The sequence below is a fragment of the Dyella halodurans genome, from assembly GCF_026283925.1.
GTDB lineage: Bacteria > Pseudomonadota > Gammaproteobacteria > Xanthomonadales > Rhodanobacteraceae > Dyella > Dyella halodurans.
In genome coordinates this window covers 167379-194334 of the sequence record NZ_JAPDPF010000005.1, presented here as the reverse complement: position 1 = coordinate 194334, position 26956 = coordinate 167379, and the positions used below count along the sequence as shown (strand labels likewise).

Annotated in this window: 26 protein-coding genes; 22 read left to right on the top strand and 4 right to left on the bottom strand. The window is 65.4% G+C overall.

The annotated features are described in order from the left end of the window. Window positions 1-28: 28 nt before the first annotated feature. The 4 genes from OUZ49_RS11790 to OUZ49_RS11775 all read left to right on the top strand — a co-directional run bounded on the left by OUZ49_RS11790 (window position 29) and on the right by OUZ49_RS11775 (window position 6458). The gene (locus tag OUZ49_RS11790; protein ID WP_266150607.1) at window positions 29-2965 is read left to right on the top strand and encodes a TonB-dependent receptor; all 2937 of its coding nucleotides are present in this window, start codon (window positions 29-31) and stop codon (window positions 2963-2965) included. Between the two features lie 132 nt (window positions 2966-3097). After that, window positions 3098-4582: an MFS transporter gene (locus tag OUZ49_RS11785; protein WP_266150606.1), complete on the top strand. Its 1485-nt coding sequence runs from the start codon at window positions 3098-3100 to the stop codon at window positions 4580-4582. 18 nt (window positions 4583-4600) lie between these two features. Next, window positions 4601-5617, top strand: coding sequence for a glycoside hydrolase family 43 protein (locus OUZ49_RS11780; RefSeq protein WP_266150605.1), 1017 nt, complete (start codon window positions 4601-4603; stop codon window positions 5615-5617). Continuing rightward, window positions 5607-6458 (top strand): aldose 1-epimerase, encoded by an 852-nt coding sequence (locus OUZ49_RS11775; protein WP_380003786.1) that lies wholly within the window; start codon window positions 5607-5609, stop codon window positions 6456-6458. Before OUZ49_RS11780 ends, OUZ49_RS11775 begins: the two co-directional genes overlap by 11 nt. Before the next feature lie 186 nt (window positions 6459-6644). Here the strand turns inward: OUZ49_RS11775 and OUZ49_RS11770 are convergent, their stop codons facing one another. After that, on the bottom strand, window positions 6645-6881 hold the full coding sequence (locus tag OUZ49_RS11770) for a hypothetical protein (RefSeq protein WP_266150603.1): 237 nt from the start codon (window positions 6879-6881) through the stop codon (window positions 6645-6647). A gap of 10 nt (window positions 6882-6891) precedes the next feature. Here OUZ49_RS11770 and OUZ49_RS11765 point away from each other — a divergent pair, with 10 nt between their 5' ends. From OUZ49_RS11765 to OUZ49_RS11685, 17 genes are all read left to right on the top strand, one after another. Next, entirely contained in the window at window positions 6892-7170 is a 279-nt protein-coding gene (locus OUZ49_RS11765) for a hypothetical protein (RefSeq protein ID WP_266150602.1), read from the top strand. A gap of 91 nt (window positions 7171-7261) precedes the next feature. Next, a complete protein-coding gene (locus OUZ49_RS11760; RefSeq protein WP_266150601.1) occupies window positions 7262-8068 on the top strand; it encodes a hypothetical protein in 807 nt (268 codons plus the stop codon). A 78-nt stretch (window positions 8069-8146) separates the two neighbouring features. Then, a complete protein-coding gene (gene folE, locus OUZ49_RS11755) occupies window positions 8147-8746 on the top strand; it encodes a GTP cyclohydrolase I FolE (protein WP_266150600.1) in 600 nt (199 codons plus the stop codon). Between the two features lie 20 nt (window positions 8747-8766). After that, window positions 8767-10065 carry a hypothetical protein gene (locus tag OUZ49_RS11750; RefSeq protein WP_266150599.1) on the top strand — a complete coding sequence of 433 codons (1299 nt, stop codon included), beginning with the start codon at window positions 8767-8769 and terminating at the stop codon, window positions 10063-10065. Then, entirely contained in the window at window positions 10058-10774 is a 717-nt protein-coding gene (locus OUZ49_RS11745) for a hypothetical protein (RefSeq protein WP_266150598.1), read from the top strand. Before OUZ49_RS11750 ends, OUZ49_RS11745 begins: the two co-directional genes overlap by 8 nt. After that, on the top strand, window positions 10767-13559 hold the full coding sequence (locus tag OUZ49_RS11740; protein WP_266150597.1) for an AAA family ATPase: 2793 nt from the start codon (window positions 10767-10769) through the stop codon (window positions 13557-13559). The genes OUZ49_RS11745 and OUZ49_RS11740 overlap by 8 nt, the downstream gene beginning before the upstream one ends. Next, window positions 13559-13897 carry an EF-hand domain-containing protein gene (locus tag OUZ49_RS11735; protein ID WP_266150596.1) on the top strand — a complete coding sequence of 113 codons (339 nt, stop codon included), beginning with the start codon at window positions 13559-13561 and terminating at the stop codon, window positions 13895-13897. Before OUZ49_RS11740 ends, OUZ49_RS11735 begins: the two co-directional genes overlap by 1 nt. Before the next feature lie 255 nt (window positions 13898-14152). After that, complete coding sequence (locus OUZ49_RS11730) at window positions 14153-15493, top strand: TCR/Tet family MFS transporter (protein WP_266150595.1); 1341 nt, start codon at window positions 14153-14155, stop codon at window positions 15491-15493. Then, window positions 15490-15996, top strand: coding sequence for a DUF1993 domain-containing protein (locus OUZ49_RS11725; protein WP_266150594.1), 507 nt, complete (start codon window positions 15490-15492; stop codon window positions 15994-15996). Before OUZ49_RS11730 ends, OUZ49_RS11725 begins: the two co-directional genes overlap by 4 nt. 118 nt (window positions 15997-16114) lie before the next feature. Next, window positions 16115-16762, top strand: coding sequence for a DsbA family oxidoreductase (locus OUZ49_RS11720; protein WP_266150593.1), 648 nt, complete (start codon window positions 16115-16117; stop codon window positions 16760-16762). 111 nt (window positions 16763-16873) lie between these two features. Next, on the top strand, window positions 16874-18523 hold the full coding sequence (locus OUZ49_RS11715) for an NAD(P)/FAD-dependent oxidoreductase (protein WP_266150592.1): 1650 nt from the start codon (window positions 16874-16876) through the stop codon (window positions 18521-18523). 110 nt (window positions 18524-18633) lie between these two features. Continuing rightward, complete coding sequence (gene dinG, locus OUZ49_RS11710; protein WP_266150591.1) at window positions 18634-20736, top strand: ATP-dependent DNA helicase DinG; 2103 nt, start codon at window positions 18634-18636, stop codon at window positions 20734-20736. Further along, a complete protein-coding gene (locus OUZ49_RS11705) occupies window positions 20733-21293 on the top strand; it encodes a HutD/Ves family protein (RefSeq protein ID WP_266150590.1) in 561 nt (186 codons plus the stop codon). Before dinG ends, OUZ49_RS11705 begins: the two co-directional genes overlap by 4 nt. Before the next feature lie 72 nt (window positions 21294-21365). Next, window positions 21366-21944: an NnrU family protein gene (locus OUZ49_RS11700; protein ID WP_266150589.1), complete on the top strand. Its 579-nt coding sequence runs from the start codon at window positions 21366-21368 to the stop codon at window positions 21942-21944. A 70-nt stretch (window positions 21945-22014) separates the two neighbouring features. Further along, entirely contained in the window at window positions 22015-22215 is a 201-nt protein-coding gene (locus tag OUZ49_RS11695) for a hypothetical protein (RefSeq protein WP_266150588.1), read from the top strand. Beyond that, window positions 22215-22823: a DUF938 domain-containing protein gene (locus OUZ49_RS11690; protein ID WP_266150587.1), complete on the top strand. Its 609-nt coding sequence runs from the start codon at window positions 22215-22217 to the stop codon at window positions 22821-22823. Before OUZ49_RS11695 ends, OUZ49_RS11690 begins: the two co-directional genes overlap by 1 nt. A 135-nt stretch (window positions 22824-22958) precedes the next feature. Then, complete coding sequence (locus OUZ49_RS11685; protein WP_266150803.1) at window positions 22959-23387, top strand: YchJ family protein; 429 nt, start codon at window positions 22959-22961, stop codon at window positions 23385-23387. A gap of 50 nt (window positions 23388-23437) precedes the next feature. Here OUZ49_RS11685 and OUZ49_RS11680 read toward each other — a convergent pair whose 3' ends face one another. From OUZ49_RS11680 to OUZ49_RS11670, 3 genes are all read right to left on the bottom strand, one after another. Beyond that, window positions 23438-24205, bottom strand: coding sequence for an NRDE family protein (locus OUZ49_RS11680; RefSeq protein ID WP_266150586.1), 768 nt, complete (start codon window positions 24203-24205; stop codon window positions 23438-23440). A gap of 201 nt (window positions 24206-24406) precedes the next feature. Continuing rightward, window positions 24407-25276 (bottom strand): methylglyoxal synthase, encoded by an 870-nt coding sequence (locus OUZ49_RS11675; protein WP_266150585.1) that lies wholly within the window; start codon window positions 25274-25276, stop codon window positions 24407-24409. A 21-nt stretch (window positions 25277-25297) separates the two neighbouring features. Next, window positions 25298-26113, bottom strand: coding sequence for a helix-turn-helix transcriptional regulator (locus OUZ49_RS11670; protein ID WP_266150584.1), 816 nt, complete (start codon window positions 26111-26113; stop codon window positions 25298-25300). Window positions 26114-26190: 77 nt separating this feature from the next. Between OUZ49_RS11670 and OUZ49_RS11665 the strand changes: the two genes are divergently transcribed. After that, complete coding sequence (locus OUZ49_RS11665) at window positions 26191-26955, top strand: class I SAM-dependent methyltransferase (RefSeq protein WP_266150583.1); 765 nt, start codon at window positions 26191-26193, stop codon at window positions 26953-26955. Window position 26956 lies beyond the last annotated feature (1 nt).

Here is a 26956-nt window from a genome sequence, read left to right as displayed (position 1 = left end):
AGTTACAAGAAATGAGGGAGGGAGTACGGTGCAGATCCAATGTGCAAGAAAGGTGTTGGCGCATGCTTTGAGTCTTGCTTTGCTGGGCATGGTGGGGACCGCCCAGGCAGAGGACCAAGCGCAGGCCCAGACATCCACGCAAGCTCAATCGTCGTCGCCGACCCAGGCCAATACGCAGGGCAACACCACCACGCCAGCCGCATCCGGCACGGCGCAGGGCCCTAGCGATCAGCCGGCGCCAGTCAAACAGCTTGGTGCCGTCAATGTCAGCGGCAGCTTCCGCAGCAGCCTGCAGTTTTCGACCGACGCCAAGCGCGACTCGACCAATGTCATCGACACGGTGTTCGCCGAGGACATCGGCAAGTTCCCGGCCACCAATATCGCCGAAGCGCTGGCTCGCGTTCCCGGCGTGCAGATCTCACGCGACGTCACCGGCGAGGGCGTGAATATCCAGGTCCGTGGCCTGGGCACCGACTTCACCAAGATCCTGCTCAATGGCAACCAGGCGGCCATTGCCTCCTCCGGCACGCTCGATTCGCAGAACCAGAACCGCGAAGTCGACCTGAACCTGCTGCCCACCGAATTCTTCACCCAGCTGACGGTGAACAAGACGGCGGAAGCGAGCCAGACGGAAGGCGGCATCGCGGGCGTGGTCGACATGCGCACCGCGCGTCCGTTCGACAATCCCGGCACCCACCTGACCTATTCCGCGCAGGCTAGCTATAGCTCGCTCGGCGGCGACACCAAGCCGCGCGGCGCCCTCATCGGCAGCTGGACCAATGCTGACAATACCTTCGGCGCCCTGATCGGCTTAACCGGGTCGAGGTCCGATTACGACGTCAAGGGCTTCGAATCGGTTGGCTGGACCACGCCGCATCTGAGTGCTGCCCAATGCGGCATCGCCTCGGGTTCGTGCAGCCCCGCCGGCGGCAGCTGGGTCATTCCCTCGACGGTACCGGCCGGCGCCGGCGCCGGGCTGGTCGCGGGCACCCCGATCAACAACGCCTGGCTGCTTGCCAACAACCCGGGCCTGAGCACCGGGCAGATCGCCAATGCGCTGATTCCGCGTCTGGGCCGTCCCATGTACATCGACGGCACGAACGACCATCAGGCCGGCATGATGTCGTTCGAATTCCGTCCCAGCACAGAGGCGCACTTCTACCTCGACACCCTGTTCTCCAAGAAGGAACAGGACTTCAATCGCTACGACATGAACCTGGTCGGTCGCAGCGGTCAGATGATCCCGACCAACATGCAGGTCGACTCGAACAACGTCGTGACCCAGGCCACGTTCGCCAATGCCCAGTACTTCCTGGAACAGCGGCAGTACGACGAGCACGTCAAGTTCTTCAACATCAACCCGGGCGGCACCCTGCTGTTCGGCACCAATGATGAATTCAAGCTCGACTTCCAGGGCTACGTGCAGCGCAGCTGGTATCTCAACGAGCAGCCGTCGATCCTGGTGCAGACGCCGATGGGCCAGGGCACTACGGCCAACTACAGCAACACTGGCGGCAACTTCCCGAGCATCACGTCGAACGTCGACCTGAACAACCCGAACCTGGGCTGGCAGTGGTATCGCGTCAACCTGCAGAAAGAACGGCGCGTGACCGACAATCGTGGCTTCAGCCAGGATCTGCAGTGGGGCGACGACAGCAACAACATCAAGGGCGGCATCGCCTTCGACGACATCTCGCGCCAGATCAATGCCTACGACAACAGCGCGGCGTGGCAGAAGTCGATCGAGTCCGCCGTGCCCGCGTCGTCGTTGCCGCAGTACCTGTCGGCCGGCCCCAACGGCTTCATCACGGCGAATTTCGCTGCGCTGCAGGCCATCAGCAACTACGACTATCTCAACGCCACCGCGCCGCTCACCACGTCCGCCGCCACGGGCGCCAACAGCAGCGACATCAGTGAAAGAACCTGGGCCTGGTTCATTGAAGGCAACGGCAAGTACGACCTGTGGGGCAACGATCTGCGCGTCAACGGCGGTGTGCGCCATGCCTATACCAACCAGAACATCTCCGGTCCGTCGTCGATCAATGGCCAGCTGCAGAACATCTCGCTGTCGAACAACTACGGCTACTACCTGCCGTCGTTCAACCTGGCCTATAACGCGGCGGAAGACATCATCGTGCGCCTGGCGGCCTCGCGCTCGATGACCCGTCCCGACCCCAGCGCGATGGTGCCCAGCACCAACTTCAGCGATCCCGCGGCTGAAATCGCCTCCCAGGGCAATCCGAACCTGAAGCCGTACCTGTCCACCAACCTGGACTTTGGTGGCGAGTGGTATACCGGCGGCGAGGGCTACGTCGGCCTCGACCTGTTCGGCAAGCGCATCACCGGCTTCACCGTCAACGGCACCAACCTGATTCCGTTCAACCAGCTCGGCATTCCGTTTGCCACGCTGAATGCGACGCAGCAGGCAGCCATCAACCTGCGCGGCGGCCCCAGCGCGGCGGAGGTGGAGGTCACGCAGCAGGTGAATGCCGACGGCACGCTGTTCATTAAGGGCGCGGAAGCGAACTGGGTGCAGCCGCTGGACTTCATCACCAAGGGTCTTGGTGTCACCGCAAACTGGACCGTTGTCTCGCAGAAGAACATCGGCAGCGGCGTGCCGGCACAGGCGATCGGCATTTCGCCGCATACCTATAACGTGACGACGTACTGGGAAAACTACGGTGCGATGGTCCGCCTGTCGTACGTGTGGAATGCGGCGCAGATCAGCTCCTCGGCCAACCAGAACGGCCTGCCCTACGGCCAGATCAGGACGGACGCGCGTGGACAGCTTGATCTGTCGGCCAGCTATCAGTTCGCCCAGTGGAAGTCGAAGCCGACCATCACGTTGAACGCCATCAACATGACCAAGGCAGCCCTGCGCACCACCTTCACCTACGACAATGCCGCGTATACCTACTACACCCCGGGCTATACGATCATGCTCGGCATACGTGGCACGTTCTAAGCGCGGATTCAACGCGTGATGCGCCCGCGGCCCGTCCGGTTACAACGTACCGGACGGGCCGCTCCGTCTCATAACCAGGCAGCCGGTTGCACGCGATACTGTCGAATGGTCTGTACCCAGCAACGAGCGCGCATGAACAGCACTTCTCAAAAACTCTCGGTTACCGAAAAAGTCGGCTACAGCCTCGGCGACTTGTCTGCGAACCTGATCTTCCAGACCCTGGTGACGTTCCTCGCTTTCTTCTATACCGACGTCTATCGCATTCCGGCCGGGTCGGCCGCCACGATCATCTTCATCGTCGGCATCCTCGGCGCGTTCGTCTTCACGCCCATCATGGGCTTGATCGCCGACCGCACGCATACGCGCTGGGGCAAGTTCCGTCCCTGGGTGCTGTGGACCGCGCTCCCGTTTGGTGCGCTATCCCTGCTCGCCTTCAGTACGCCGAACCTGGGCGAGCAAGGCAAGATCACCTATGCCTTGGCGACGTATAGCCTGCTGGTGCTGGTTTATGTGGCCAACAACCTGCCCTATTCCGCCCTGAGCGGCGTGCTGACCGGCAGCATGGAGCAACGCAACAGTCTTTCGTCCTATCGCTTCGTGGCGGTGATGGTGGCGCAGTTCATCATCCAGGTGCTGCTGCTGCCGCTCGTGCTGATTCTGGGCAACGGCGACAAGGCCCGCGGCTTCCAGCACACCATGGCGCTGTTCGCCATCGTGGGCACGGTGTTCTTCCTGGTCACGTTCTTCACCACCAGGGAGCGCATCGTTCCCACCGCAGGACAGAACTCCAGCGTCCGCGAAGATCTGGCGGATCTGGCTAAGAACCGGCCCTGGCAGATCATGTTGCTCGTCACCGTGCTGATCTTCGTCAATCTCGCGCTCAAGGGCGGCACCTACATCTACTACTTCAAGTACTACCTGAGCGAGCCCACGCTGGCCTCGTTCCTGGATCAGATCGGCTTCAACGGACTCATTGCAGGATTGAACCGACTGCTGGCTGGCATGGGGCTGACCGGGTTCCGTTGGCCGCAGGACGCACCCACCTCGGCCTTCAGCCTGTTCAATGCGCTCGGCATCATCTTCATGATCGTCGGCATCGGCTTTTCCAAGCGGCTTGCCGACCGCTTTGGCAAACGCGATGTGTTTGCCGGCGCGCTGTTCGTCTCCACGCTGTTCCTGCTGGCGTTCTATTTCTATGCGCCGGGCGCCATTGGCCTGATCGTCGTTTCGTACATCTTCCACGGCTTTTTCTACGGCATCACGATCCCGCTGCTGTGGGCGATGATTGCCGACGTGGCGGACTACTCCGAATGGAAGAACCATCGCCGCGCCACCGCGATCATCTTCTCGGCCATGCTGTGCGGCCTGAAGTTCGGACTCAGCCTCGGCGGCGCGCTGGTAGCCGGCATCCTCGCCCACTATGGCTATAGCGCCGACCTGTCCGTGCAGTCGCCGGAAGTCGTCAACGGCATCCGCCTGACCGTCAGCTTGTTCTGTTCCATTCCATTCCTGCTCGGCGTCGTGCTGATGTTCTTCTACAAGATCGACAAGTCCGCCGAGTTGCGCATCGAGCATGAACTCGGCGAGCGGCGGCTTGCAGCCGGCGCGAGCGCCTGATTTAGCTGGGTATCCACCATGTCCGACGAAACGATGACGACCGATCTGTCCTCCCTGGCCACCAAGGCCATTTCGCAGCCGCTGGTCACGCATATCTACACCGCAGACCCATCTGCGCATGTGTTCAACGGCGCGATCTATATCTACCCGTCGCACGACATCGAAGGCGGCGTACCGTTCAACGACAACGGCGATCATTTCTGCATGGAGGACTACCACGTCTTCCGCATGGCGTCGCCCGACAGCGCAGCCGTCGACTGCGGCGTCGCCTTGCATGTGAACGACGTGCCGTGGGCCGAGCGGCAGATGTGGGCTCCCGATGCCGCCTGCAAGGACGGCCGCTACTATCTGTATTTCCCGGCCAAGCGCGCCGACGGCATCTTCCAGATCGGCGTCGCCGTGGGCGATCGACCGGAGGGTCCCTTCGTTCCCGAGCCGGAAGCCATTCAAGGCAGCTACTCCATCGATCCGGCCGTATACGCCGATGACGATGGCGCGTACTACATGGTTTTCGGTGGCATCTGGGGCGGGCAGTTGCAGAAATATCGCGACAATGTCTACGCCGAAAGCCATGAAGAACCACGCGACGACGAGCTCGCGCTGGGGCCGCGCATGGCAAGGCTCAGCGCCGACATGAAGCAGTTCGCCGAGCCGCCGCGCGAGATCCGAATCCTCGACGAGCAGGGCAACGCCCTGCTGGCGGGCGATCATGATCGCCGTTACTTCGAAGGGCCATGGATGCATCGGTACCAGGGCAAGTATTACTTGTCCTATTCCACCGGCAATACGCATTACCTGTGCTACGCGACCAGCGACAACCCCTATGGCCCGTTCACTTACCAGGGACAAATCCTCACCGAAGTCGTCGGCTGGACCACGCACCACTCGATTTGCGAGGTCGACGGCAAGTGGTATCTGTTCTATCACGACTCCATCTTGTCCGGCGGCGTCACCCACCTGCGTTCGATCAAGATGACCGAGCTGCGCTATGACGAGCAGGGCAAGATCATCACGCTCCATCCCTATGGCAAGTGATCTCCCCGATCAGGTGCCGCCGCACGACGACGCGCTGAGCCCGCTGGCCCCCGGACCTTTGCTGCGCATCGAACGTGGTGCGCTCGCGGTCGACATCGCCCCCGCCGCCGGTGGTCGTATCGCGCAGATCACGTTTGACGGCGTGCCCTGGCTGGTCGGCCACGATAGCCAGAACCAAGCGATGATCGCGTGGGGAAGTTATCCGATGCTGCCGTGGGCCGGGCGCATTCGGCACGGCCAGTTTGCTTTCCGCGGGCAGCCCTACCGGCTCCCGCTCAATCTGGGCGGCCACGCCATCCACGGCGTTGGCTTCGGCGTGCCGTGGCAGGTCGAAGAACAGACAGCGTCGCAGCTAAGTCTCTTGCTGCAATTGCCCGAGGATGAGGGCTGGCCATTTGGCGGTACCGCCCAACAGCGCATCGAGATCGCGGAGAACCAATTGCGGCTGGTGTTGACTGTCACCGCCGGCGCGCAGGCCATGCCGGTCACCATCGGATGGCATCCGTGGTTCCGCAAACCGGAGCGGCTCGATTTCGCGCCCAGCCGCTACTACCCGCGCGACGCCGAGGGCATCGCTTCGCTGCCCTTGGCGACGCCCCCGCCGGGCCCGTGGGACGACTGCTTCCTCAACGACAAACCGGTACTGCTTCATCGCGATGGACAAAGCGTTCGGCTGACGTCCGATTGCAAGCACTGGGTGGTCTACGACGAAACCGCCCATGCGACCTGCGTCGAACCGCAAAGCGGCCCACCGGACGCTTTCAACCTCGCTCCCACCGCCTACCTTACCCCTGGCGCATCCATGACCGCGTGGTTTTTGATGGAGTGGGAAAGGACCTGAGTCAGAGCGACCCGCGTCGACACCGGCACGCGATGTTTCGGCCGGCAAGTGCGAGAGTGCTGTTTGCCGGGCAGCCGTGCTGCCCGTCATGGCGCGTGATCCCGGCAAGGTCCTGTATCCCCGTCGTGGTCATACACGATGCCGTGACGGATTTCTTGCTATCCCGACGGGGTCGCACGGCAGCACTCAAGCCGAAGTGCTGACCAGCGCGCCGGTACTGCTGCCACCCTCAGCCAGTACGGCGGCGGCCAACTCGGTGACGGCCACCTGCAGCTGGCTCGAGGTGGTGGTCACCGCCGATTGCAAGGTGGCGACCGCGGCGGCTCGCGCCTGATCACCGCCCTTATTCTGCGCAGTCGCCTTCTGCAGCTGCTGTTGCTGCTTGGTGAGCTGTTTCTGCAGTTGGGCAATCTGCCGCTGCAAGGCCTGCACCGTGGCGCTGGAACTGCTGCCGCTGCCGGAGGTGCCCGAGGCCGCTCCGGCAGCCGACGCCTGCTTGCTCTTTGCCGTCGACGCCGTGGTTGATGACGAGCCAGGGGTCGAGCCCGACTTGGTGGAAGTCGACGACGAGGTGGATGTTGACGGAGCCGTGTTCGTCGACGTGCCCGTGATCGTCACCGGGATGGAACTACGGTCAGCGTTGATTGTGATGTTCACGCAGGCGTTCTCTGGAGGTCCGCCTGGACTATCGGCAGGCCGCGCCAGATCTTGAGGCCCGGCAATATCGCGGCTCTCAACCCCGTTCGGCTCATTGCACCGTTATAGCTAATGCATCGATTGGCGGTGCTTGCCGGAGTCGTCGCATGAAAACCCCATTCCTGGCGTTTGCTCTGTTGACCGTGCTGGGCGCTAGCCCCCAGGCTGCTGCGGTGGGCCGATGGGTGGATTTGGGCGTGTATGACCGCACCAGCGAACAGGAGCTGCCGGTCTACCGCTACCAGGGGCGCTATTACGTGGCGGGACAACCTGGCCACCGCTACGAGATCCACCTGCGCAACATCGAAGGCGAGCGCATCCTGAGCGTGATTTCGGTCGATGGCGTCAACGCCATATCGGGCGACACGGCCGACTGGTCACAAACGGGCTATGTGCTCGGCGCCTACACGTCCACCGATATACGCGGTTGGCGCAAGAGCCTGGAGCAAGTGGCGGACTTCGTCTTTGCCGATGCCGCACAGAGCTACGCAACCCGCACGGGTCGACCAGACAATGTCGGGGTAATCGGCGTAGCGGTGTTCCGCGCCCGGCCGTTTCCGCACCCGATCCTGCCGATGAGGCCGGAGGCGGCGAGCGGGGCCCGGCAAGCCGCTGAGTCCGTCGGCACCAGCCCTTTGCCACCGTCGGCTCCAGCTTCCGTCGCGGCCATCGCACCGCGGGTGCCTGTCCTCGATGCCAGCGGCCCGCTTGGTACCGGCCACGGCCCGCGAGAGGACTCGTCGGTGAGCTATACCGACTTCAAGCGTGCCTCCACCACGCCGGACGAGGTGATCACGCTGTACTACGACACGCGCGAGCACCTGCTTGCCCAGGGCGTGATCCCCTCGCCCGGCCTGCCGCAACCTGGCCTGCCCACGCCCTTCCCGGGCCATTTCGTACCCGATCCCCAATGACCTGCCCCGGCCTGGAGGCCGCAAAACTTGACGAGGGCGTTACACTGACGGGTCTGTGCTGTAGCCGAAGGACCCCGCATGAGCGACCGCCACGAACCGACCGACGTCACCCGCGAACAGGCCGAGGAGGCCGTGCGTGTTCTGCTGCGCTGGTCGGGCGAAGATCCCGGTCGCGAGGGTCTGCTGGACACCCCCAAGCGCGTCGTCAAGGCCTACCGCGACTGGTTCTCCGGTTACCAGGTCGATCCGGGCGAGTACCTGCGCCGCACGTTTGAAGAAGTGGCCGGTTACGACGAAATGGTCGTGCTACGCGACATCGAGTTCGAAAGCCATTGCGAGCACCACATGGCGCCGATCATTGGCCGCGCCCACGTCGGTTACCTGCCGACCAATCGCGTGGTGGGCATCAGCAAGCTGGCACGCGTCGTCGACGCCTATGCGCGCCGCTTCCAGGTGCAGGAAAAGCTCACCGCGCAGATCGCCCAGTGCATCCAGGAAAACCTGCAGCCGGCCGGCGTGGCGGTGGTGATCGACGCCAGCCACGAGTGCATGACCACGCGCGGCGTGCACAAGCGCGGCGTGTCGATGATCACCAGCCAGATGCTGGGCGCATTCCGCGACGACGCGCGCACGCGTTCGGAGTTCCTGCAGTTCATCGGCATCCACGGCGGTCGCTGAGAGCGCAGGCAACTGGATTGATGACGCCGCTCGATAGCGCGGACGCCGACGAGCGTCTGCAGGATGTACTGCGCGAAGGTATCACCGCCGAGGATTTGCCGGCGGTGTTCCCACTCCTGCGCGGCCGTTCCCTGCTGCGCGCGTTCAGCGCCTTGTTTCATGGCAGCGATACCCAGGTGCTGCTGCGCCTGCTGATCCTGCGCACGCTGGGCGCACGCGCGCATGCGCCCGAGTGGACGCCCGCGGAAATTCGCGACCAGCTCGCGTTCGTGGAGCCGGTGAAGCTGGAAACCGTGGTGCAGCGCCTGAAGGACCACGAGCTGCTGACCTGGGACGGCGAGACCCAGCGCTACCGGATCAGTCCGCTGGGCCGCAAGGCATTGGCCGCCGTGGCTACCTTGCTGGAATTCGAGCGTGACGATGAGGACGGCCTCGGCTACCTCACCGCGCAGCTGGCCGCTGGCCAGGCAGTGGGACGGCTCTCCGCCGACGAACTGAGCCATTTGCTGTCGCGCCTGTCGGAGTTGAAGGAAGACTTCGACCGCGCCGTGCTGTCCGGTTCCGAGCATCGCATCCGCCATGCGGCGACGCGGCTGGAATCGGTATGGGACTGGGTGGAGAAAGGCACCGAGGTGGTCAGCCGCATTGCCGACAGCGCCGACCTGGACCCTGCCACGCATCGTCTCGCCCAGGCCGTGGGCCGGGCGCAAAGCGCGCTGCTGCGGCAGGCTGGCGTGTTCCAGCGCGAACTCAACAAGATCGACCAGCACCGCGTGCATCTGGGCCGTACCGGCTTGTCGTCGTCCGATCTGGTGGCATGGCTGCGCTCGCTCAGCCCCGACGCGCTGGCCGGGCACGCCGATGACGCCGCCCTGCTGCCGTTGCAAGCGCCGTTCCTGCACGACCAGATCGCGCTCGACGTGGCCGAATTCGAATTGCTTGAACGCGAACGCGCCGCAGCGGAAAACACCGTCATTCCCGCCGCCGAAAGCACACCCACCACGGCCGACCTGCCGCTGGACGAGGACGATCTCTCGCCGCTGCTGGCCTGGCATGGCGAACTCGCCGCGCTCACCCAGCCGCTGGAACTCAGCGATGCCTTGCGCGGCGAAGACTACGCCTTGAGCGCGTATCGGCTCTCCCTGCTCGGCCTGCTCGGCGACCCCGAGTCGTCGGCGCTGCAGGGACCGACCGCTGATCTCGCACGGCTGCCGCTGGCTTTGGAAATCGAACCGCGCCTGATCGATCCAGGCCTGGCGGCGATCGCGCTGGTCAGCGCGGGCCGCCTGCATCCACCCAAGGAACCATCCGATGCATGACGAAACCGCGGCGCTGGTGGCCCGCCTGCTAGCCCAGCGCTGGCTGCCGCGTGACGACGTACAGGCCCGCAAGGCACTGCTGGACGAAGGCTTCCGCGAGGAACTCGATCGCCGGCTGGCCAGCGTCGGCCTGGAACTGCGCGAACATCCGTACTCCGCCTATATCAGCGTCGCCGTGGCGCGCAGCAGCGAGCGCCAGGTGTTCGGCGGCAGCGACAGCTGGATCTCCAATACCTTGCAGCTCGACCGCGACGCCATTGCGTTGCTCGTGGTGCTGTGGGCCTTGATCGTGCTGCCCAAGCGCCAGCGCCAGGTCGAACGGCAGCAGGCCGAAACGGATGCGTCGCAGACGCTGATGTTTGCCGAAGCGAAACCGATTTCGCGCGATCCCGCGTTGTCACCCGTGGTGGCCGAACGCACCCTGCTGGCCGACTTCGGCGACCGCCTCGGCGGCAAGACGCGGGTGAACTTCAACCTCGGCCTGCTGGCGCGCCATGGCTTCATCGTGCGCCGCAAGGGCGAGCTGGCCGAAGGGCCGATACTGGACCTGGTGTTCGATTACGAGCGCACGGCGCGACGCATCCTCGATGGCGCGCTGGGCGACCTGCTCGCCGGCCTGGTGCCGAGCCGCAGCGATGACGACAACGACGAACCGCTGTACGACGAAGCGGACGATCTCGAAGACAGCGAAGTGACCAGCGATGTTTGATTTCCGCAGCCTCGAAGTCATCCATTGGGACTACTGGCAGCGCTTCAGCCTGCCGCTGGATACCAATATCGTCACCGTGGTGGGGCCGAACGGTTCCGGCAAGACCACCTTGCTCGATGCGCTGCGCACCCTGCTCACGATCGACTGCGCCGGCAACCGCGACTACAAGAGTTACCTGCGCCACAACGGCAAGCCGTTCGCATGGCTGCGCGCGCGCGTGGGCAACATCCCGGGGCCGCGCGGCGAGCGTCCGTTCTTCCCCTTGATGGACAACGAAGTCACCCTGGCCGTGCGCATCCAGAAGAAGGGCGGCGAGTGGCAGCGCCAATACGCCGTGATGGGCGGCGACGTCAGCGTGGACGAGATCGAAGCGCGCGGCGACTGGCTGGGCCTGCGCGAATACCGCGTGCGCCTGGAAGGCGCCGGCCTCTCGCAGGCGATCCGCCGCGTGCTGACGCTGGAACAGGGCGCCACCGACAAGCTGTGCCAGCTGCCGCCCAAGGCCCTGCTGGAACTGGTGTTCGATGTGTTCGGCGACAAGACCGTGCTGGACGACTACCAGCGCGCGCGCAACGAACAAGCCGAGGCCGACCGCGAACAGCACGGGCTGGAACATCAGCTCTCGCTGATCGGCGTCAGCCTGCAGGAAACCGAAGGGCGCGTGCGCTCGTGGCAGGAATGGGATGCGCTGGGTCGCGAACGCACCGAGCTGGTGGCCGACGTGCTTCCGCGCACCGAACTGGCCGAACTGCACGCGGCCATTCGCGGCGCGCGTCCGCAGCTGCTCGGCCTCAAGCGCAAGTGTCGGGACCTGTCGCAGCGCGATGTCGAGCTGGACCAGCGCCTGCACGCACTCGATGCGAACGAGGAACACCTGCGCGGCGAACAGAAACTCGCCGATGGCACGCGCCAGCAGGCGCAGCGCCAACTGGACGAGGCGCGCCGCGCCTATACCGAGAACGAAGTGCTGCTAAAGCAGGAGTTACGCCTGCGCGAGCAGGTCGCCGCCCAGGATGGTGCCGATCACGACGCGCAGGGCCGCGTGCTGATCGACGCGCGCAGCCAGCTGGCGCGCCTGCAGGGCGAGGAAGCCCGCCTGCGTGAGGAACTCAGCACGCTCACCGCCCAGCTTGGCGCCTGGCGCCGCGGCCAGCGCTATACGCCGGAATTCGAGCAGACGTTTCGCCGCGCGCTGGACGACGCCGGCATCGGCCACAGCATGCTCAGCGAGATCGTGGAGATCAGCGAGCCGCGCTGGCAGGCGGCGGTGGAAGCCGTGCTTGCCGGCTATCGCCATGTGGTGCTGCTGGACCATCCGCGCGACCGTGAGGCGGCTTGGCGCCTGGGCGAACAGCATCGCTACAAGCATTTCGTGGTGGCCGAGCGCGCCCCGACCACCGCGCCCACTCGCGGTTCGCTGCTGGAAGTGGTCGACTTCAATGCCGCGGCGCCGGAATGGCTGCTGCGCCAGCTCGATCGTATCCGCCGCGTCGACGATGTGGCCGAAGGCAGCAAGCTGGGCAAGGAACAGGACTGGATCACGCCGCAGGGCTATTTCCGTGAGCGTCGTGGCGGCCGTCATCTGGGCGTCGACGATGTCTACTTCGGCAGCGCCGCGCGCGAGCGCCAGCTGCGCGAAGGCGAGGCGCGCCTGCAGCGCATCGAGGAACAGCTGCATGCGCTCACCGATCAGCGCAAGCAGTGCCAGCAGCAGGCCAGCGATGCGGAAAACCTATTGCGCGGCGCCAACGCCAGCGGCCAGCTGGCCGATCGTGCCGACGAATTCGCCGCGGCTCACGAAGCGCAGGCAAGCCTGCAGGACGACGTGCAACGCTGCGCCGACAGCTACGCTGCTGCCGACTCGCATTACGAAGCGGTACGCGAAAAACGCCAGCAGAACTCGCGCCAGCGCGACAACGAGGCGCGCGAGCACAAGCAGACCCAGCAGCAGCTGGCCGACAGCACGCGCCAGTTCAGCCAGTTCCGCAACGAGCAGATCGATCGCCTCAAGGCGTTCCGGCACAAGCGCAGCCACGTGCGACCGGGCAAGCGCAACCGCCAGGCCATGGCCGAACTGCGCGAGCGCTACGAATCGCCTGCCGCGGCACGGCGTGAGATCGAGCGTATCGAACGCCGCCTCAACGAAGGCCACTGGGAGTCTGATGCCGGCTGCGTGCCGCTGCGCGACAAGCTGGCCGGCGACCACGAAGGCCTCAAGCAGGACCTCGTGCGTCGGCGCCAGCATCTGGAGCGCGCCGCGCGCATTACCAGCGAGGCGCGTGCGGCTTATCTCAACGTGCTGCGCAATACGGTCAAGCGCTATGCGCGCAATCTGAAGATCCTGGCCGAACTGGCCGGCATCGGCGTGGAAGTGGAGCTGCCCGAGCTGTCCAACGAGGACCTGGCGCTGGCCTCGGCCGGCCTCAACGTGCGCTTCGAGTTCGATAAGAAGGGCTGGATCGGCATGGACGACGGCGAAGCCTCCGGCGGCCAGCAGGTGATGAAGTCCCTGCTGTTGCTGGTGGCCCTGATGCGCGACGAGGATCGTCCCGGCGGCTTCGTCTTCATCGACGAGCCGTTCGCGCACCTGGACATCTTCAACATCGACAAGGTCGGCGCCTTCCTCAAGTCCACCCGTGCGCAGTACATTCTCACCACCCCGGCCACGCACAATATCAACGTGTTCCAGCCCAGCGACCTCACCCTGGTCACCAGCAAGCGCCGACCTGGCGCCACCTGGGCACAGCCGCTCGCCGTGCTGCGCCGCCGGACCGAGGCTGCCTGATGCGCGGCCGGCGCTTGATCGTGCTGGCCGCCCTGATCCTGCCGCCCCTGGCGGCCTGGGCGCAGAGCACCCCGGCCGAGTATCTGCGCGAGTTCGACACCGACGGCGATGGCCGAGTCAGCGAAGCCGAGTACGTGGAACATATGAGCGAAGGCTTTCGCCGCATGGACCGCGATGGCAATGGCGTGCTGGAAGGCGACGAACTGCCTGGCGGTCACGGCCGGCCGATCACGCTCAAGCAATTCCAGGACAATCTGCGCCGGCAGTTCCACAAGCTGGACCGGAACCACGATGGGTATCTGGACGCGCGCGAGTTAACCCAGCCGCCGCAGCCCTGACTGCTCCCTCTCCCCTTCGGGCGACCCGAAGGTAGTCCCTGTGGGAGAGAGGGTTGGGGTGAGGGGCCAACCTAGCCTCATCGTCCGTTGATACGGTTTTTTTCTGCGGCCTTCCGGCGAGCACCCGCCCCTCACCTCAATCCTCTCCCCAAAGGGGAGAGGAAGCATGCACGCGGCCGCCAGTCTTTACTGCACCGCACACACCGCGTCACACACAATCCGCTATCGTGCTCCCCTCCCCGCCAGCCACGCCCCATGGACCAGCCAGCCATCACCGAACACCACCCGCGCCGCCGCGCGGCGGTGGCGTTCATCTTCATCACGGTGGTACTGGACATGCTGGCGTTCGGCATCGTCATCCCGGTGCTGCCGCACCTGATCGAGCAGCTGGCGGGTGGCGGTATCGCCAATGCGGCCTGGTGGGTAGGCGTATTCAGCACGGTGTTCGCCATCGTCCAGTTCGCCTGTTCGCCGATCCAGGGCGCGCTGTCGGATCGTTTCGGGCGACGGCCGGTGATCCTGATTTCCAACGCCGGGCTGGCCATCGACTTTGTGGTGCTGGCGCTGGCGCCCACGCTGTGGCTGTTGTTCGTGGCGCGGGTGATCCTGGGCGTGACCGCCGCAAGCTTCACCACGGCAAACGCCTATATCGCGGACATCACGCCGAAGGAAAAACGCGCGGCGGCCTACGGCATCCTCGGCAGCGCCTTCGGGCTGGGTTTCATCATCGGCCCCGGCCTTGGCGGCTTCCTCGGTCATTTCCACTTGCGCCTGCCGTTCTGGGTAGCAGCCGGGCTGGCGGCGTGCAATTTCCTCTACGGCTTGTTCGTGCTGCCCGAATCGCTGCCGAAGGAACGCCGTACGGCGCACTTCGAGCTGCATAGCGCGCACCCGCTGGGCTCGCTGAAATTGCTGCGCCGCTACCCGCTGGTACTGGGCCTGGCGGTGGTGATGTTCCTGGTCTATCTCGCGCACTACGTGCTGCAGACGACCTTCGTGCTGTATGCGGACTACCGCTACGGCTGGGGTCCGCAAGCCGTGGGCTATGTGTTGATGCTGGTCGGCGCATGCGACGGCCTGGTGCAGGCCGTGCTGACTCGCCGGCTGGCCCCGAAGTTTGGCGAGCGACGCCTGTTGCTGGGCGGCATGCTGTGCGGCATTGGCGCCTTCCTGGTGATGGGCCTGGCCAGCACGGGTTTCGTATTCCTGCTGGGCATTCCGTTGATGGCCTTGTGGGGCCTGTCGCAGCCGCCAATCCAGTCGATCATGACGCATCAGGTCGATCCCCATGAGCAGGGACGACTGCAAGGTGCGATCAGCAGCCTGGCAAGCTTTGCCGGCATCTTCGGACCGTTCCTGTTCGCCCAGGTGTTCTCGTTCTCGATCTCGCCGAACTCGCCGATCCATCTGCCCGGCCTGGCCTTCGTGTTGTCTGCCGTGCTGCTGGCGGTCGGCAGCGTGCTCGCCTGGCGCATCACGCGCCATACGGTCGACCTGGCCAAGGCTGAAGCGTTACCGTTGGCGACGGAGCTATCTTCCGTCGTCCCGGTCCCACCTCCTGTTACCCCCACCGAACCCTCGGAGCATTCCCCATGACATTGTCGATGTACCAGGCTGCTGTCCCCGTTTTCCTGCGCGCGCTCAGCAACCTGCAGCATGTGCTGCGCAAGGGCGAGGCGCACGCCGAAGCCCGCAAGTTCGATCCCGAGCTGCTGATCCAGGCCCGGCTGACGCCCGACATGCTGCCGCTAGCCCGCCAGGTGCAGATCGCCACCGACATGGCCAAGAACGGCTGCGCCCGCCTGGCTGGCGTGGAGCCGCTCAAGTTCGAGGACAACGAGGCGAATTTCGCCGAGCTCTACGCGCGCATCGACCGTGCCATCGACTACATCAAGAGCTTCAAGCCCGAGCAGATCGACGGCAGCGAGACGCGCACGGTGACCATCAAGACCCGCAGTGGCGAGCAAGAGTTCGAAGGCCAGGGCTACCTGCTGCACTTCGTGATCCCGAACCTGTTCTTCCACACCACCACCGCCTACGGCATCCTGCGCCAGGCCGGCGTGGAACTGGGCAAGATGGACTTCATTGGCAAGGCCTGAAGTCAGCGACGTCACGGGGCCGCTGTCGCTGGCCCCGTGAGCGTAGATTGATCGGGGGCTTGCATGCCCCCACCTAGAAGGCATCGCGCGACTCGCGCACCGCCTTTCAGGAATCAACATGACCAAACCGCTCAAGATTGACTTCGTCTCCGACGTGGTCTGCCCCTGGTGCGCCATTGGGCTGAAGTCGCTGGAACAGGCGCTGCATCGACTGGGCGACTCCGTCGCCGTCGACTTGCATTTCCAGCCGTTCGAACTGAATCCGCAGATGGCGCCGGAAGGCGAAGACGTCGTCGAGCACATTGCGCGCAAGTACGGCAGCACGCCCGAACAGATCGCCAAGAACGGCGAGGCCATCCGCCAGCGCGGCGAAGCCGTGGGCTTCACCTTCAACCTGGCCAAGCGCAGCCGCATCGTGAACACGTTCGACGCGCACCGGCTGTTGCACTGGGCTGCACTGGAAGGCCGCCAGGCCGAGTTGAAGCAAGCCTTGCTCACTGCCTATTTCACTGAGGGCCGTGACGTGAGCTCGCACGATGTGCTGGTGGACGTGGCGGCCAAGGTCGGCCTGGACGCCGTCACTGCCCGCGAGGTGCTGGAGCAGGTTCGCTACGCCCTGGACGTGCGCGCGCAGGAGCAGTTCTACCAGTCGCAAGGCATCCAGGCGGTGCCTTCGGTAATCGTCAACGACCGCTACCTGATCCAGGGCGGCCAGCCGCCGGAAGCGTTCGAACAGACCTTGCGCAGGATCGCCAGCGAGGGCTGATCCGGTTGCCGCAGGCCCTTGCGCCACAAGGGCCTGCGCGAGTGACGGCAAGCAACGGCCCAGGCGTGCGAAAATACACGGCTGCTGTCGACCCCAAGCCCGGAACTCCGCATGTTGCGACTCACCGATATCAAGCTGCCGCTGGATCACGCTGAAGGCGCCATCGAGGCTGCCATCCGCGCCAAGCTCGGTCTCGGCAAGGACGCGTTGCGCGGCTATACGGTGTTCCGCCGCGGCTACGACGCGCGCAAGCGCAACGCGATCCTCCTGATCTACACGCTGGACGTGGACGTGGCCGACGAAGCCGTCATCCTCAAGCGCCATGCCGACGACAAGCATGTGCAGCCCACGCCGGACACCAGTTATCACTTCGTGGCGCAGGCGCCGGCCCAGTTGAGCCACCGCCCCATCGTGGTCGGCACCGGCCCCTGCGGCCTGTTCGTGGGCTTGTTGCTGGCGCAGATGGGCTATCGGCCAATCATCCTCGATCGTGGCAAGGCCGTGCGCGAGCGCACCGTCGATACCTGGGGCCTGTGGCGCAAGCGCCAGCTGGAACCGGAGTCGAACGTGCAGTTCGGCGAAGGCGGCGCCGGCACGTTCTCCGATGGCAAGCTGTACAGCCAGATCTCCGACCCTAAGCACCACGGTCGCAAGGTGCTTGCCGAATTCGTGAAGGCGGGCGCGCCGGAGGAAATCCTCTACGTCAGCAAGCCGCATATCGGCACGTTCCGCCTGGTCACCATGGTGGAGAACATGCGCGCGACCATCGAGTCGCTGGGCGGCGAGATCCGCTTCAAGCAGCGCGTGGACGACGTGCTGGTGGAGGCTGACGCCGATGGTGTGCGGCATGTGCGCGGCGTGGAGCTGGCCAGCGGCGAGCAGCTGCGTAGCGATCATGTCGTCATGGCCATTGGTCACAGCGCCCGCGATACCTTCGACATGCTGCACGAGCGCGGCGTGTACATGGAGCCGAAGCCGTTCTCGATCGGCTTCCGCATCGAACACCCGCAATCGATCATCGATCGCGCGCGCTTCGGCGCCAGCGCCGGTCACCCGATTCTCGGCGCGGCCGACTACAAGCTGGTGCATCACGCCACCGGCGCTCATCAAGGACGGGGCCGCTCGGTCTACAGCTTCTGCATGTGCCCTGGCGGTACCGTCGTGGCTGCCACCTCCGAGCCGGGTCGCGTAGTCACCAACGGCATGAGTCAGTACTCGCGCAACGAGCGCAACGCGAACGCCGCCATCGTGGTCGGCATCGAGCCCAGCGATTTCGCCCCCTTCGACCCCAGCGGCGGCCTGCTCGCTGGCATCGCCTTGCAGCGCGCGCTGGAATCGCGCGCGTTCGAGCTGGGCGGTGGCAACTACGACGCGCCGGGCCAGCTGGTGGGCGACTTCATCGCTGGCAAGCCATCGCGCGAGCTTGGCAGCGTGCAGCCTTCGTACAAACCCGGCGTGCACCTCACCGACCTGGCGCCCGCCCTGCCCGCCTACGCCATCGAAGCCATACGCGAGGCGCTGCCCGCCTTCGATCGCCAGATCAAGGGCTTCGCCATGCACGACGCCCTGCTGACCGGCGTAGAGACACGCACGTCGTCGCCGGTGCGCATTCGCCGCGGCGATGACTACCAAAGCCTCAACACGCGCGGCCTGTATCCCGCCGGCGAAGGCGCCGGTTATGCCGGCGGCATTCTTTCCGCCGCCGTCGACGGCATCCGCGTCGCCGAAGCGGTGGCCTTAGCCATCAACGCCGCGCACTGACGCTCAACCAGGCCGGGGACGCCCCATTCCACGCGCCCCTGGCGGCAGGTTGGGTATGGCCATGCGAGAATGGGCGCCTGCCGCGACAGCGCAGGCCTGAACCGCCCCCGATGCTCACCGATACCACCAAAGACGCCATCCGCGCCGCCTATACGCGCCTGAAAGACGGCCTGCCGGGCTTTCGCGCGCGTGCGTCGCAGGGAAAGATGATTGCCGAGGTGGCCAAGGCCCTGGCGCAGGAGGGCGGTGCCGCGGTGATCGAGGCGCCTACGGGCACCGGCAAGTCGATGGCCTACCTGATCGCCGGGGTCGAAGTGGCGCGGGCGCAGAAGAAAAAGCTGCTGATCGCCACCGCCACGGTCGCGCTGCAGGAGCAGCTGGTGCAGCGCGATATCCCGCTGTATCTCAAGCTCAACGGGACCGAAGCGAAGGTGGCCCTGGCCAAGGGCCGTGGGCGTTACCTGTGCCCGCGCAATCTCAATATGGCTGGCAACAGCCTCAACGAGACGGCGCAGATGGGGCTGGGCTTCGACGCCGATCTGGCGCTGTGGACCAAGCCGCCGCAGGAGCGTGACAAGAAGGCGCTGTCCAAGCTCGCCGGCCTGTTCGACCGCGGCGAATGGGACGGCGACATCGATGCCTCGCCCGAGCCGATCAGCGACCTGCTGCGTCCGATGATCACCACCAGCGCGGGCGGTTGCACCAGCCGCAAATGTGGCCAGTTCATGATCTGTCCCTTCTTTGCGGCGCGTCGCGCGGTCGGCGACGCGGACATCGTGGTGGCGAATCAGGACCTGGTCCTCGCCGACCTCACCATGCCGCGCGAGGAGGAAGGCTTTGGCGGCGTCATCCTGCCCAAGCCGGACGAGACGCTATACATCTTCGACGAAGGCCACCACGTGCCGTCGAAGGCGATCGATCGTGGTGCCTCCGATGTGTATATGAGCATCGCGGTGCGCCAGCTCAGCCGCCTCGGCCGCCAGATCCATGCCGCCTATTCGCTCACCGACAAGGAAGTGATCGGCAAGCTCACGCTGGATGCCGGCGACGAAAAGCTGCAGGAACTCAGCGACGCGCTGGAAGAACTGGAGAAGGAGATCCGTCTCGCCTGGCTACCGTCGCCGGACGATGACGAGCCGATGTATCGCGGCTCGCTCGGCCAGCTGCCGGAAGCCTGGGTCGAACAGGCGCGAGTGCTGTATGTGTTCACCAGCGAAGTGGAACGCTGGGTTGGTGCGGTGCGCCGCGCCGTACTCGAGATGACCGAGAGCGGCCCCACCCACGAAGCGCTGTCGCGCGAACTGGGCATGGCGCTGGAACGCATCGACCGGCAAACCCGCACCTGGCGCGCATGGTCCGCCAGCGATAGCGAGACAGCGCCGCCGCTGGCGCGCTGGGTCACCCTCAGCGTGGACCAGCAGCTGGTTTGCCATGCGTCTTCGGTGTCGGCTGGCGGGCTGCTGCGCAGCGTGCTATGGGGCAATGCGAGCGGCGTGGTGATGACGTCGGCCACCTTGAGCGCGGGCGGCAATTTCCGCGGCTTCGCGGATGCCGTGGGCTTGCCGAACGAGGCCGTCACGCTCAGCCTGCCTTCGCCGTTCGACCTCGCTGCACAAGCGCGACTGGAAGTACCCGCGATGCGCTCGCTGCCCGATGCGCGCGAGGACCACACGCAGGAAATCTGCGACTGGTTGGCCGAGCATCTCGACTGGAATGCCGGCAACCTGGTGCTGTTCACCTCGCGTATCAAGCTCGACCGCGTCCTGCAGAAGCTGCCGATCGAGCACGTGCGCAAGGTGCGCGCGCAAGGTTCGTTGGGCAAGGCACAGTTGGTGGCCGAGCACATCGCCGATATTGAAGCGGGCAAGGGCAGCACGTTGTTCGGGCTCGCCTCGTTCGGCGAGGGTCTGGACCTGCCGGGCAAGCTCTGCGAAACCGTAGTCATCACGCAGCTGCCGTTTGCCGTGCCGACCGATCCGGTCGGCGCGACCTACGCGGAATGGCTGGAATCACGCGGACGAAATCCGTTCATCGAAGTGACCGTACCCGAGGCGACGCGCCTGCTCACGCAGTACTGCGGCCGCCTGATCCGCACGGAGACCGACCATGGCCGCATCGTGCTGCTGGATCGCCGCGTGGTGCTCAAGCGCTACGGCGAACGCATGCTGAAATCGCTGCCGCCGTTCACCCGCGTGATCGAGAAGGTGGCATGAGCTCCGCCATCATCCGCGCCGCCGATTGCCCACCCCAGCCTTGGAAGAACGGCATGGGCGTGACACGCGAAGTCGCGCGCTTTCCGGCCGATGCAGACAACGAGCATTTCCTGTGGCGCGTAAGCGTGGCCGAGGTGAGCAGCGCGGCGCCGTTCTCCGCGTTTCCCGGCATCGATCGGCATATCGCCTTGCTCGATGGCGCCGGCTTCACCATGACGCTGGATGGGACGCTCGCGCATCCGTTGCACACGGCTTACGAACCGTTCGCGTTTGCGGGCGAAGCCCATGTCGATGTCGCCCTGGTCGGCGGCCCGACGCGCGACTTCAACCTGATGGTGCGCCGCGCACAAGCGCAGGGGTCGGTGGCCCTGTGCCATGGGCCTGGCAGTCACGCGACCGACGCCAGCTGTGTATTGCTTTACCTGCTGCGAGGCACCGCCAGCACAGCCGCGGGGCGCTTGCAGGCGGGTGATGCGTGGCGGCCAGAGGGTGGTTCGTTCGAGCTGCACGATGGTTCATTGGCTTTCCTGGTCCGGGTCACCCTTCGCGCCGACTAGCTTTGAGCCGTCACGGCATGGGCGGGCCGCATGCCTATAATCGCCGCAGCCCCACACACCCAAGGTGAGCTCATGGCGCTGCTGATCCTCGGTTTGGTGATCTTCCTCGGTGCGCACTCGATCCGCATCCTTGCCAATGACTGGCGCAGCCGACAAATCGCCCGCATCGGCGAGAAGCGCTGGAAAGGGCTTTACGCGCTGGCGTCCAGCGTCGGTTTCGTGATGATCTGCTGGGGCTTTGGACTGGCGCGACACCAGCCAGTCGTCCTCTACGTGCCGCCGCTGTGGTTGCGGCATCTCAATGCATTGTTCACGCTGCTCGCCTTCATTCTCGTCGCAGCCGCCTATGTGCCGAACAACCACTTCAAGGCCAGGCTTGGCCACCCGATGCTGGCGGGCGTAAAGACCTGGGCCTTCGGCCATCTGCTGGCCACCGGCATGCTGCACGACGTGCTGTTGTTCGGCGCCTTCCTGCTGTGGGCCGTGGTTGATTTCGTCAGCGCGCGCCGCCGGGATCGACTGGCCGGGGTGGTTTACCCCGCCGGTACGGCGAAGGGCGACATCATCACCGTGGTCGCAGGCATCGTGGGCTGGGCGGTATTCGCCTTCGCCCTGCACGCATGGCTGATTGGCGTGAATCCGATGGGGTGACGGGAGTCATCTACTCGCCGGCCCATGGGCTGCGCTAGAGTGGCGCCGGTTCTGATACGAAGGACGTCCCATGGTTGGTTTCCTGCTGTGGTTGTTGCTGCTCGTGTTCTGCTGGCCGCTGGCACTGCTGGCCATCGTGCTGTATCCAATCGTGTGGCTGCTTACGTTGCCGCTGCGTCTGGTGGGTATCACGGTGAGCGCGGTGTTCGCCTTCCTCGGCGCGCTGCTGATGCTGCCGGCGCGCGCGCTGGGCGGTCGACGCGTCGCCTGATGGGCGCGGACAAACCGCACGCGCCGTCCTGCGAGCGCAACCGCGATCCGATACTCGAGGTGCTGCGGGTTCATTTCGCCGATCGCCACAACGTGCTGGAGATCGGCAGCGGCACCGGACAACACGCCGTGCATTTCGCCGGGGCGATGCCGCAACTGGTTTGGCAATGCACGGATCGGGTGGAGAACCTGCCCGGCATCCAGCTTTGGCTGGACGAAGCCAGGCTGCCAAATACACCCGCACCCATCGAACTGGATGTCAGTGGCGCGTGGCCGACGCAGCGTTATGACGCGGTGTTCAGTGCCAACACGCTGCATATCATGGCGTGGGATGAGGTAGAGCAGCTGTTCGATCATCTGGCCGATGCGACCACGGATGATGCGAAGCTGATCGTCTACGGACCGTTCAACTACGACGGGCACTACACCAGCGACAGCAATGCCGCCTTCGACCAGTGGCTGCAGGCGCGTGGTGCGCATATGCGCATCCGCGATGCCGAGGCAGTGGACGCAATCGCCGACGCGGCTGGCTTCAAGCTGGTCGATGACATCACCATGCCAGCCAACAACCGCTGCCGCGTGTGGCAGCGGCAGGCATGGCTTGGCTAGCCATAGCGCGACCCGGCCCCCCTGCGCGCCCGGCTGCTTGCCCCCGGGTGTTACATGCTCGAATCATTGGATTTCAGACGGCGTACGCGTCAGGATGCGCCCAATGGCGGCTTGCCCGCCACACCACCAGCGGCCATGCGACCTTACGTGCAAGCAATCGACACGCTCACCCCCTGCCCCTGTGGCAATACGGCCGGCTATGCCCAGTGCTGTGGCCCCCTGCATGAGGGTGGCCACGCCGCTACCGCCGAGCAACTGATGCGTTCGCGTTACAGTGCCTATGTGCTCAAGCGCGAGGACTACCTGCTCGCCACCTGGCACGCCAGCACGCGTCCCGCCACCTTGAAACTCGGCGCGCAACAGCCTGCGCCAACCTGGCTGGGGCTTACGGTGAAGCGCCACGAAAGCGCCAACGAGGAAGCCACGGTCGAATTCATTGCACGCCTGCGCTACGGCGGTGGCAAGGCACAGCGCATGCATGAGGTCAGTCGCTTCGTGCGCGAACACGGCCAGTGGTTCTACGTCGACGGCGAGTTCCCCGAAGCCCGCTCCGGCGAGGATTGAGCGCGCGCTACCCGTTGGACGGGGCCAAGGATGACCCCAGTGCCGAGGCCTCAGCCAGCTGCCACCAGCGGTATCGCCGTCTCACCCTCAGGGCGACCAAAAGGCCCGAAACGGCGCTCGATCACCAAGCCGCGCCCGTCATGGCCGATCGCCACCACCGTGCTGGCACGCGTACCGTAATGCTCGCCGCGTATGAAGGCGGAAGACAGCCAGCGCTCGCGCTCCAGTCCCACGCCGGTGTCCGGCAGCTCGTCGTCCGGATACACCTGTGGGTCGGCCAGGGCGCTGAACAGCGGCGCGAACTCGTCGTCCTCGCCAGCATCGAGCCATGCCTGCAGGCGCTGCATCAGGGTGCGGGTCTTCGGCCACGGCGTATTGAAGTCGGCATTGGACAGCCCGTGTACGCCGGGCGTGACGGCCTGGGCACGTGCATCGGGCCGGTTGCCCAGGTAGAACGCGTGCCGGGTATCGAAAGTCAGCAGGTTGAACGGACGGTAATCCGCGGCCGTCGCCAGCAGGGCGTCGGCGTGCGTCACGGCATCGGCGCTGCCGGTGAGATAGTCCAGCGCCAGCAGGCCACGTGAACGCCCGTGTTGCGGATCGCGCGGGTCGCGCACGTTGGTGACGACGCTGCAACGCCCCGCATCGGTCACACCGAGCCAGGTGCCGCCGGCTTCCAGATCCTTGCCGGCAATGATCGGCGCCTGCTCCCAGCGCGCCAGCGGCAAGCTGGGGCGCCTATGGAACTCGTCGCGATTACCCGCCAGCAGCAGGCGCCAGCGTGGATGGGCTTGCCATGCCAACGCGATCAGGCACATATCAAAAAGGCTCCCGACGTCATCCAGCCATTGTGGGCGAGCGGATGTGCCCGCACCAGCGCCGAGCCATAAAAAAACGGCGCGCCGATCGCTCGGCGCGCCGCCCTGGTTTCCCCCGTCGACTCTGGCCCCTGGCCTGGCGACGTCTCGGGCACTGGCGGGGAGTATAGATCCGGCGAGGGCCTGCGCGCGTGTGCCGGTTCAGGCCGCCGCGCGCAGCCGTACCGCCGCTGCCCAGCGCGCGGCCACCTTGGGCGAGGTCATGCACACGGCCTCGTCGGTACGGGTGGTCACGGCACGTTCGAGCAGCTGGATGTCGGCCTCATGCTGGCGGGCCACATGCGGGTCCTCAAAGAAGATCGCGCGCTGGCAGCGGCCTTCCAGCACCAGGTCGGCGATTTGCGCGTCGCCACCCATGGGACCGCTCTCGTAGCGTTCCACCCACGGCGTGTCCTTGGGCCAGCCGCGGCTCCAGGCCAGTTCATTCAATCGCTGGCCGGTGGTACCGGTGCCGACGCGATGGGCGAAGCGGGAGAGCACGTCGAAATGCTCGTCGGCATAGGCAAGCATCTGCGGCTTCATCGCATCGTGCGCGATCAAGGCCGCGGTCTGCGTTTCCAGCGCATAGAACCGGTCGGCGCCCGGATCGGCCGTGCAGCCGGCGTGGACGCGTTCGAACTCGATCCAGTCGCGTGCCGATGCCACCGTCGAGATAAACGGCTTGCCGTGGATCACGCACTGCCGCTTCAACGCCACCGCTTCCGGAAACACCGACGAGGGATCGACCGGATCGATCAGGTAGATCGCGCCATCCAGCACGCGGTCATCACCCAGGCCGACCACCTCGGCCACCAGCTTCATCAGGCCGCCCTCGCGTCCATAGGGATAGCGACGCAGTGGCGCATAACTCTCCAGGTGCCCTGCGCGCAGGATCGCATCATACGTACGCCCCACCGCGTGCAGGCCGAGCCCCAGTTCGCGGATGCCGGCTTCGCTGGCACGCAGCCAGCGAAACAGCGCCGCGTCCGCATGGGCGTGATGAAGTTGGTTGGCGGCGAGGCCAAGACGCATATCGTTTTGCTCCTTGAGGCGTCAGCTGTCTGGGCCACCGGCTTCCGGCAGCAGCAACACCAGTTTGTGATCGGGAAGACTGGAGGGCAGCAGGGTAACCTGAGTGCGTTCGACGCGCCCTAGTCGAGGATGATGAAAACGGCGGCTGCCGCCCTCGCGCGCCAGTACATCATGCTGGTTCCAGAACTGCTGGAACGGTCGGCTCTCGCGTTGCAGCTCGGCGACCAAGCCGATGAGCCCACTATCATCCGGGTACAAGGCAGTATCGGCGCGAAACTCGGCGACCAGGCGATGCGCGCGCTCTTCCCAGTCGCAGATCAGCTCGCGCGCGGACGCATGCAGGAACACGTAGCGCAACAGGCAGGCCTCGCCGCTGGCCAGCCACGGGGCAAACAATTCAGCCGCCGCATCATTCCATGCCCGCAGGCACCACATGCGATCGAGCAGATAGGCGGGCATCGGCATGGCCGCCACGGCCTGCTGCCATTCCGGCGCCAGGCTGGACGCGCCTTCGAACGGGGTCCGCACGGGGTCGCGACGGCGCGCCAGTTCGAACAAATAGGCGCGCTCGGCAGCGGAAAGGCTCAGCGCGTCGGCCAACCGGGCCAGGGCAGACGGCGACAGTGCAATATCACGTCCCTGCTCGAGCCAGGTGTACCAGGTCGTGCTGATGCCGGCGCGCTGGGCGACTTCCTCGCGCCGCAGGCCCGGCGTACGGCGCCGGCCGAATCCCTTCATTGCCCCCGCGTCGGCTGGCGCCGCCTCGCGCCTGGCGCGCAAGAAGCGACCGAGCAGATGGCGCGGATCGTTGGCTGCATCGAAGGAGGAAGCATTCATACCAGGATAACGACGCTACTTACTCGGCCCGTGGCCGGTTCGCAGAATGTCGGCTCCATCCCCACGAGGCCAACCTCATGACCACGACGCCGCACAGCTTTACCGCCAACCACTATGGCCCGCGAGCCCAGGATTACCTGAGCAGCGAAGTGCATCGCCAGGGTGCCGACCTGGACCAGCTCGAAAACGAACTGCGCGACCACGGCCACGCGCGCCTGCTGGACCTCGGCTGCGGAGGCGGCCATGTCAGCTACCGCGTCGCCCCGCTGGTGCGCAATGTGGTGGCCTGTGATGTCACGCCGAGCATGCTCGCCATGGTTCAGGCGACAGCTGCCGAACGTGGGCTGTCCAACATCTCCGTCCAGCAGGCGCCCGCGGAACAACTGCCGTTTGCCGACGCGAGCTTCGACGTGGTCGTGGCGCGCTTCACCACCCACCACTGGCAGCACCGCGACGCCGGCTTGCGCGAGGCACGACGCGTGTTGAAGCCGAGCGGCCGCGCAATCTTCATCGACGTCGTCGCACCGGAGCATGCGTTGCTCGACACCCATCTGCAGGCGGTCGAGCTGCTGCGCGATGTCTCGCATGTGCGCAACTACCGCGTGCCGGAATGGATCGCGGCGCTGGCGCTTGCCGGCTTCACGGTCGACAGCCTGACCGCACGCCGGCTGCCGATGCGTTTCGACGACTGGGTGGCGCGCACCCGCACCAGCGCCGAGCACATCGCCGCCATTCGCAGCCTGCAATTGGTCGCGCCCAGTACGGTGCGCGAGCACTTCGCCATCGCGGACGATGGCAGCTTCATGCTCGACACCGTCACCCTGGTCACTCACGGCGCCTGAC

Bases quoted from the DNA above. Each gene is read 5' to 3' on its own strand.
- OUZ49_RS11780 (WP_266150605.1), top strand. From the start codon at position 4,601: ATGTCCGACGAAACGATGACGACCGATCTGTCCTCCCTGGCCACCAAG.
- OUZ49_RS11750 (WP_266150599.1), top strand. From the start codon at position 8,767: ATGACGCCGCTCGATAGCGCGGACGCCGACGAGCGTCTGCAGGATGTA.
- folE (WP_266150600.1), top strand. From the start codon at position 8,147: ATGAGCGACCGCCACGAACCGACCGACGTCACCCGCGAACAGGCCGAG.
- OUZ49_RS11760 (WP_266150601.1), top strand. From the start codon at position 7,262: ATGAAAACCCCATTCCTGGCGTTTGCTCTGTTGACCGTGCTGGGCGCT.
- OUZ49_RS11785 (WP_266150606.1), top strand. From the start codon at position 3,098: ATGAACAGCACTTCTCAAAAACTCTCGGTTACCGAAAAAGTCGGCTAC.
- OUZ49_RS11670 (WP_266150584.1), bottom strand. From the start codon at position 26,113: ATGAATGCTTCCTCCTTCGATGCAGCCAACGATCCGCGCCATCTGCTC.
- OUZ49_RS11705 (WP_266150590.1), top strand. From the start codon at position 20,733: ATGAGCTCCGCCATCATCCGCGCCGCCGATTGCCCACCCCAGCCTTGG.
- OUZ49_RS11695 (WP_266150588.1), top strand. From the start codon at position 22,015: ATGGTTGGTTTCCTGCTGTGGTTGTTGCTGCTCGTGTTCTGCTGGCCG.
- OUZ49_RS11720 (WP_266150593.1), top strand. From the start codon at position 16,115: ATGACCAAACCGCTCAAGATTGACTTCGTCTCCGACGTGGTCTGCCCC.
- OUZ49_RS11665 (WP_266150583.1), top strand. From the start codon at position 26,191: ATGACCACGACGCCGCACAGCTTTACCGCCAACCACTATGGCCCGCGA.
- OUZ49_RS11775 (WP_380003786.1), top strand. From the start codon at position 5,607: ATGGCAAGTGATCTCCCCGATCAGGTGCCGCCGCACGACGACGCGCTG.
- OUZ49_RS11680 (WP_266150586.1), bottom strand. From the start codon at position 24,205: ATGTGCCTGATCGCGTTGGCATGGCAAGCCCATCCACGCTGGCGCCTG.
- OUZ49_RS11700 (WP_266150589.1), top strand. From the start codon at position 21,366: ATGGCGCTGCTGATCCTCGGTTTGGTGATCTTCCTCGGTGCGCACTCG.
- OUZ49_RS11730 (WP_266150595.1), top strand. From the start codon at position 14,153: ATGGACCAGCCAGCCATCACCGAACACCACCCGCGCCGCCGCGCGGCG.
- dinG (WP_266150591.1), top strand. From the start codon at position 18,634: ATGCTCACCGATACCACCAAAGACGCCATCCGCGCCGCCTATACGCGC.
- OUZ49_RS11715 (WP_266150592.1), top strand. From the start codon at position 16,874: ATGTTGCGACTCACCGATATCAAGCTGCCGCTGGATCACGCTGAAGGC.
- OUZ49_RS11740 (WP_266150597.1), top strand. From the start codon at position 10,767: ATGTTTGATTTCCGCAGCCTCGAAGTCATCCATTGGGACTACTGGCAG.
- OUZ49_RS11745 (WP_266150598.1), top strand. From the start codon at position 10,058: ATGCATGACGAAACCGCGGCGCTGGTGGCCCGCCTGCTAGCCCAGCGC.
- OUZ49_RS11685 (WP_266150803.1), top strand. From the start codon at position 22,959: ATGCGACCTTACGTGCAAGCAATCGACACGCTCACCCCCTGCCCCTGT.
- OUZ49_RS11690 (WP_266150587.1), top strand. From the start codon at position 22,215: ATGGGCGCGGACAAACCGCACGCGCCGTCCTGCGAGCGCAACCGCGAT.
- OUZ49_RS11675 (WP_266150585.1), bottom strand. From the start codon at position 25,276: ATGCGTCTTGGCCTCGCCGCCAACCAACTTCATCACGCCCATGCGGAC.
- OUZ49_RS11725 (WP_266150594.1), top strand. From the start codon at position 15,490: ATGACATTGTCGATGTACCAGGCTGCTGTCCCCGTTTTCCTGCGCGCG.
- OUZ49_RS11735 (WP_266150596.1), top strand. From the start codon at position 13,559: ATGCGCGGCCGGCGCTTGATCGTGCTGGCCGCCCTGATCCTGCCGCCC.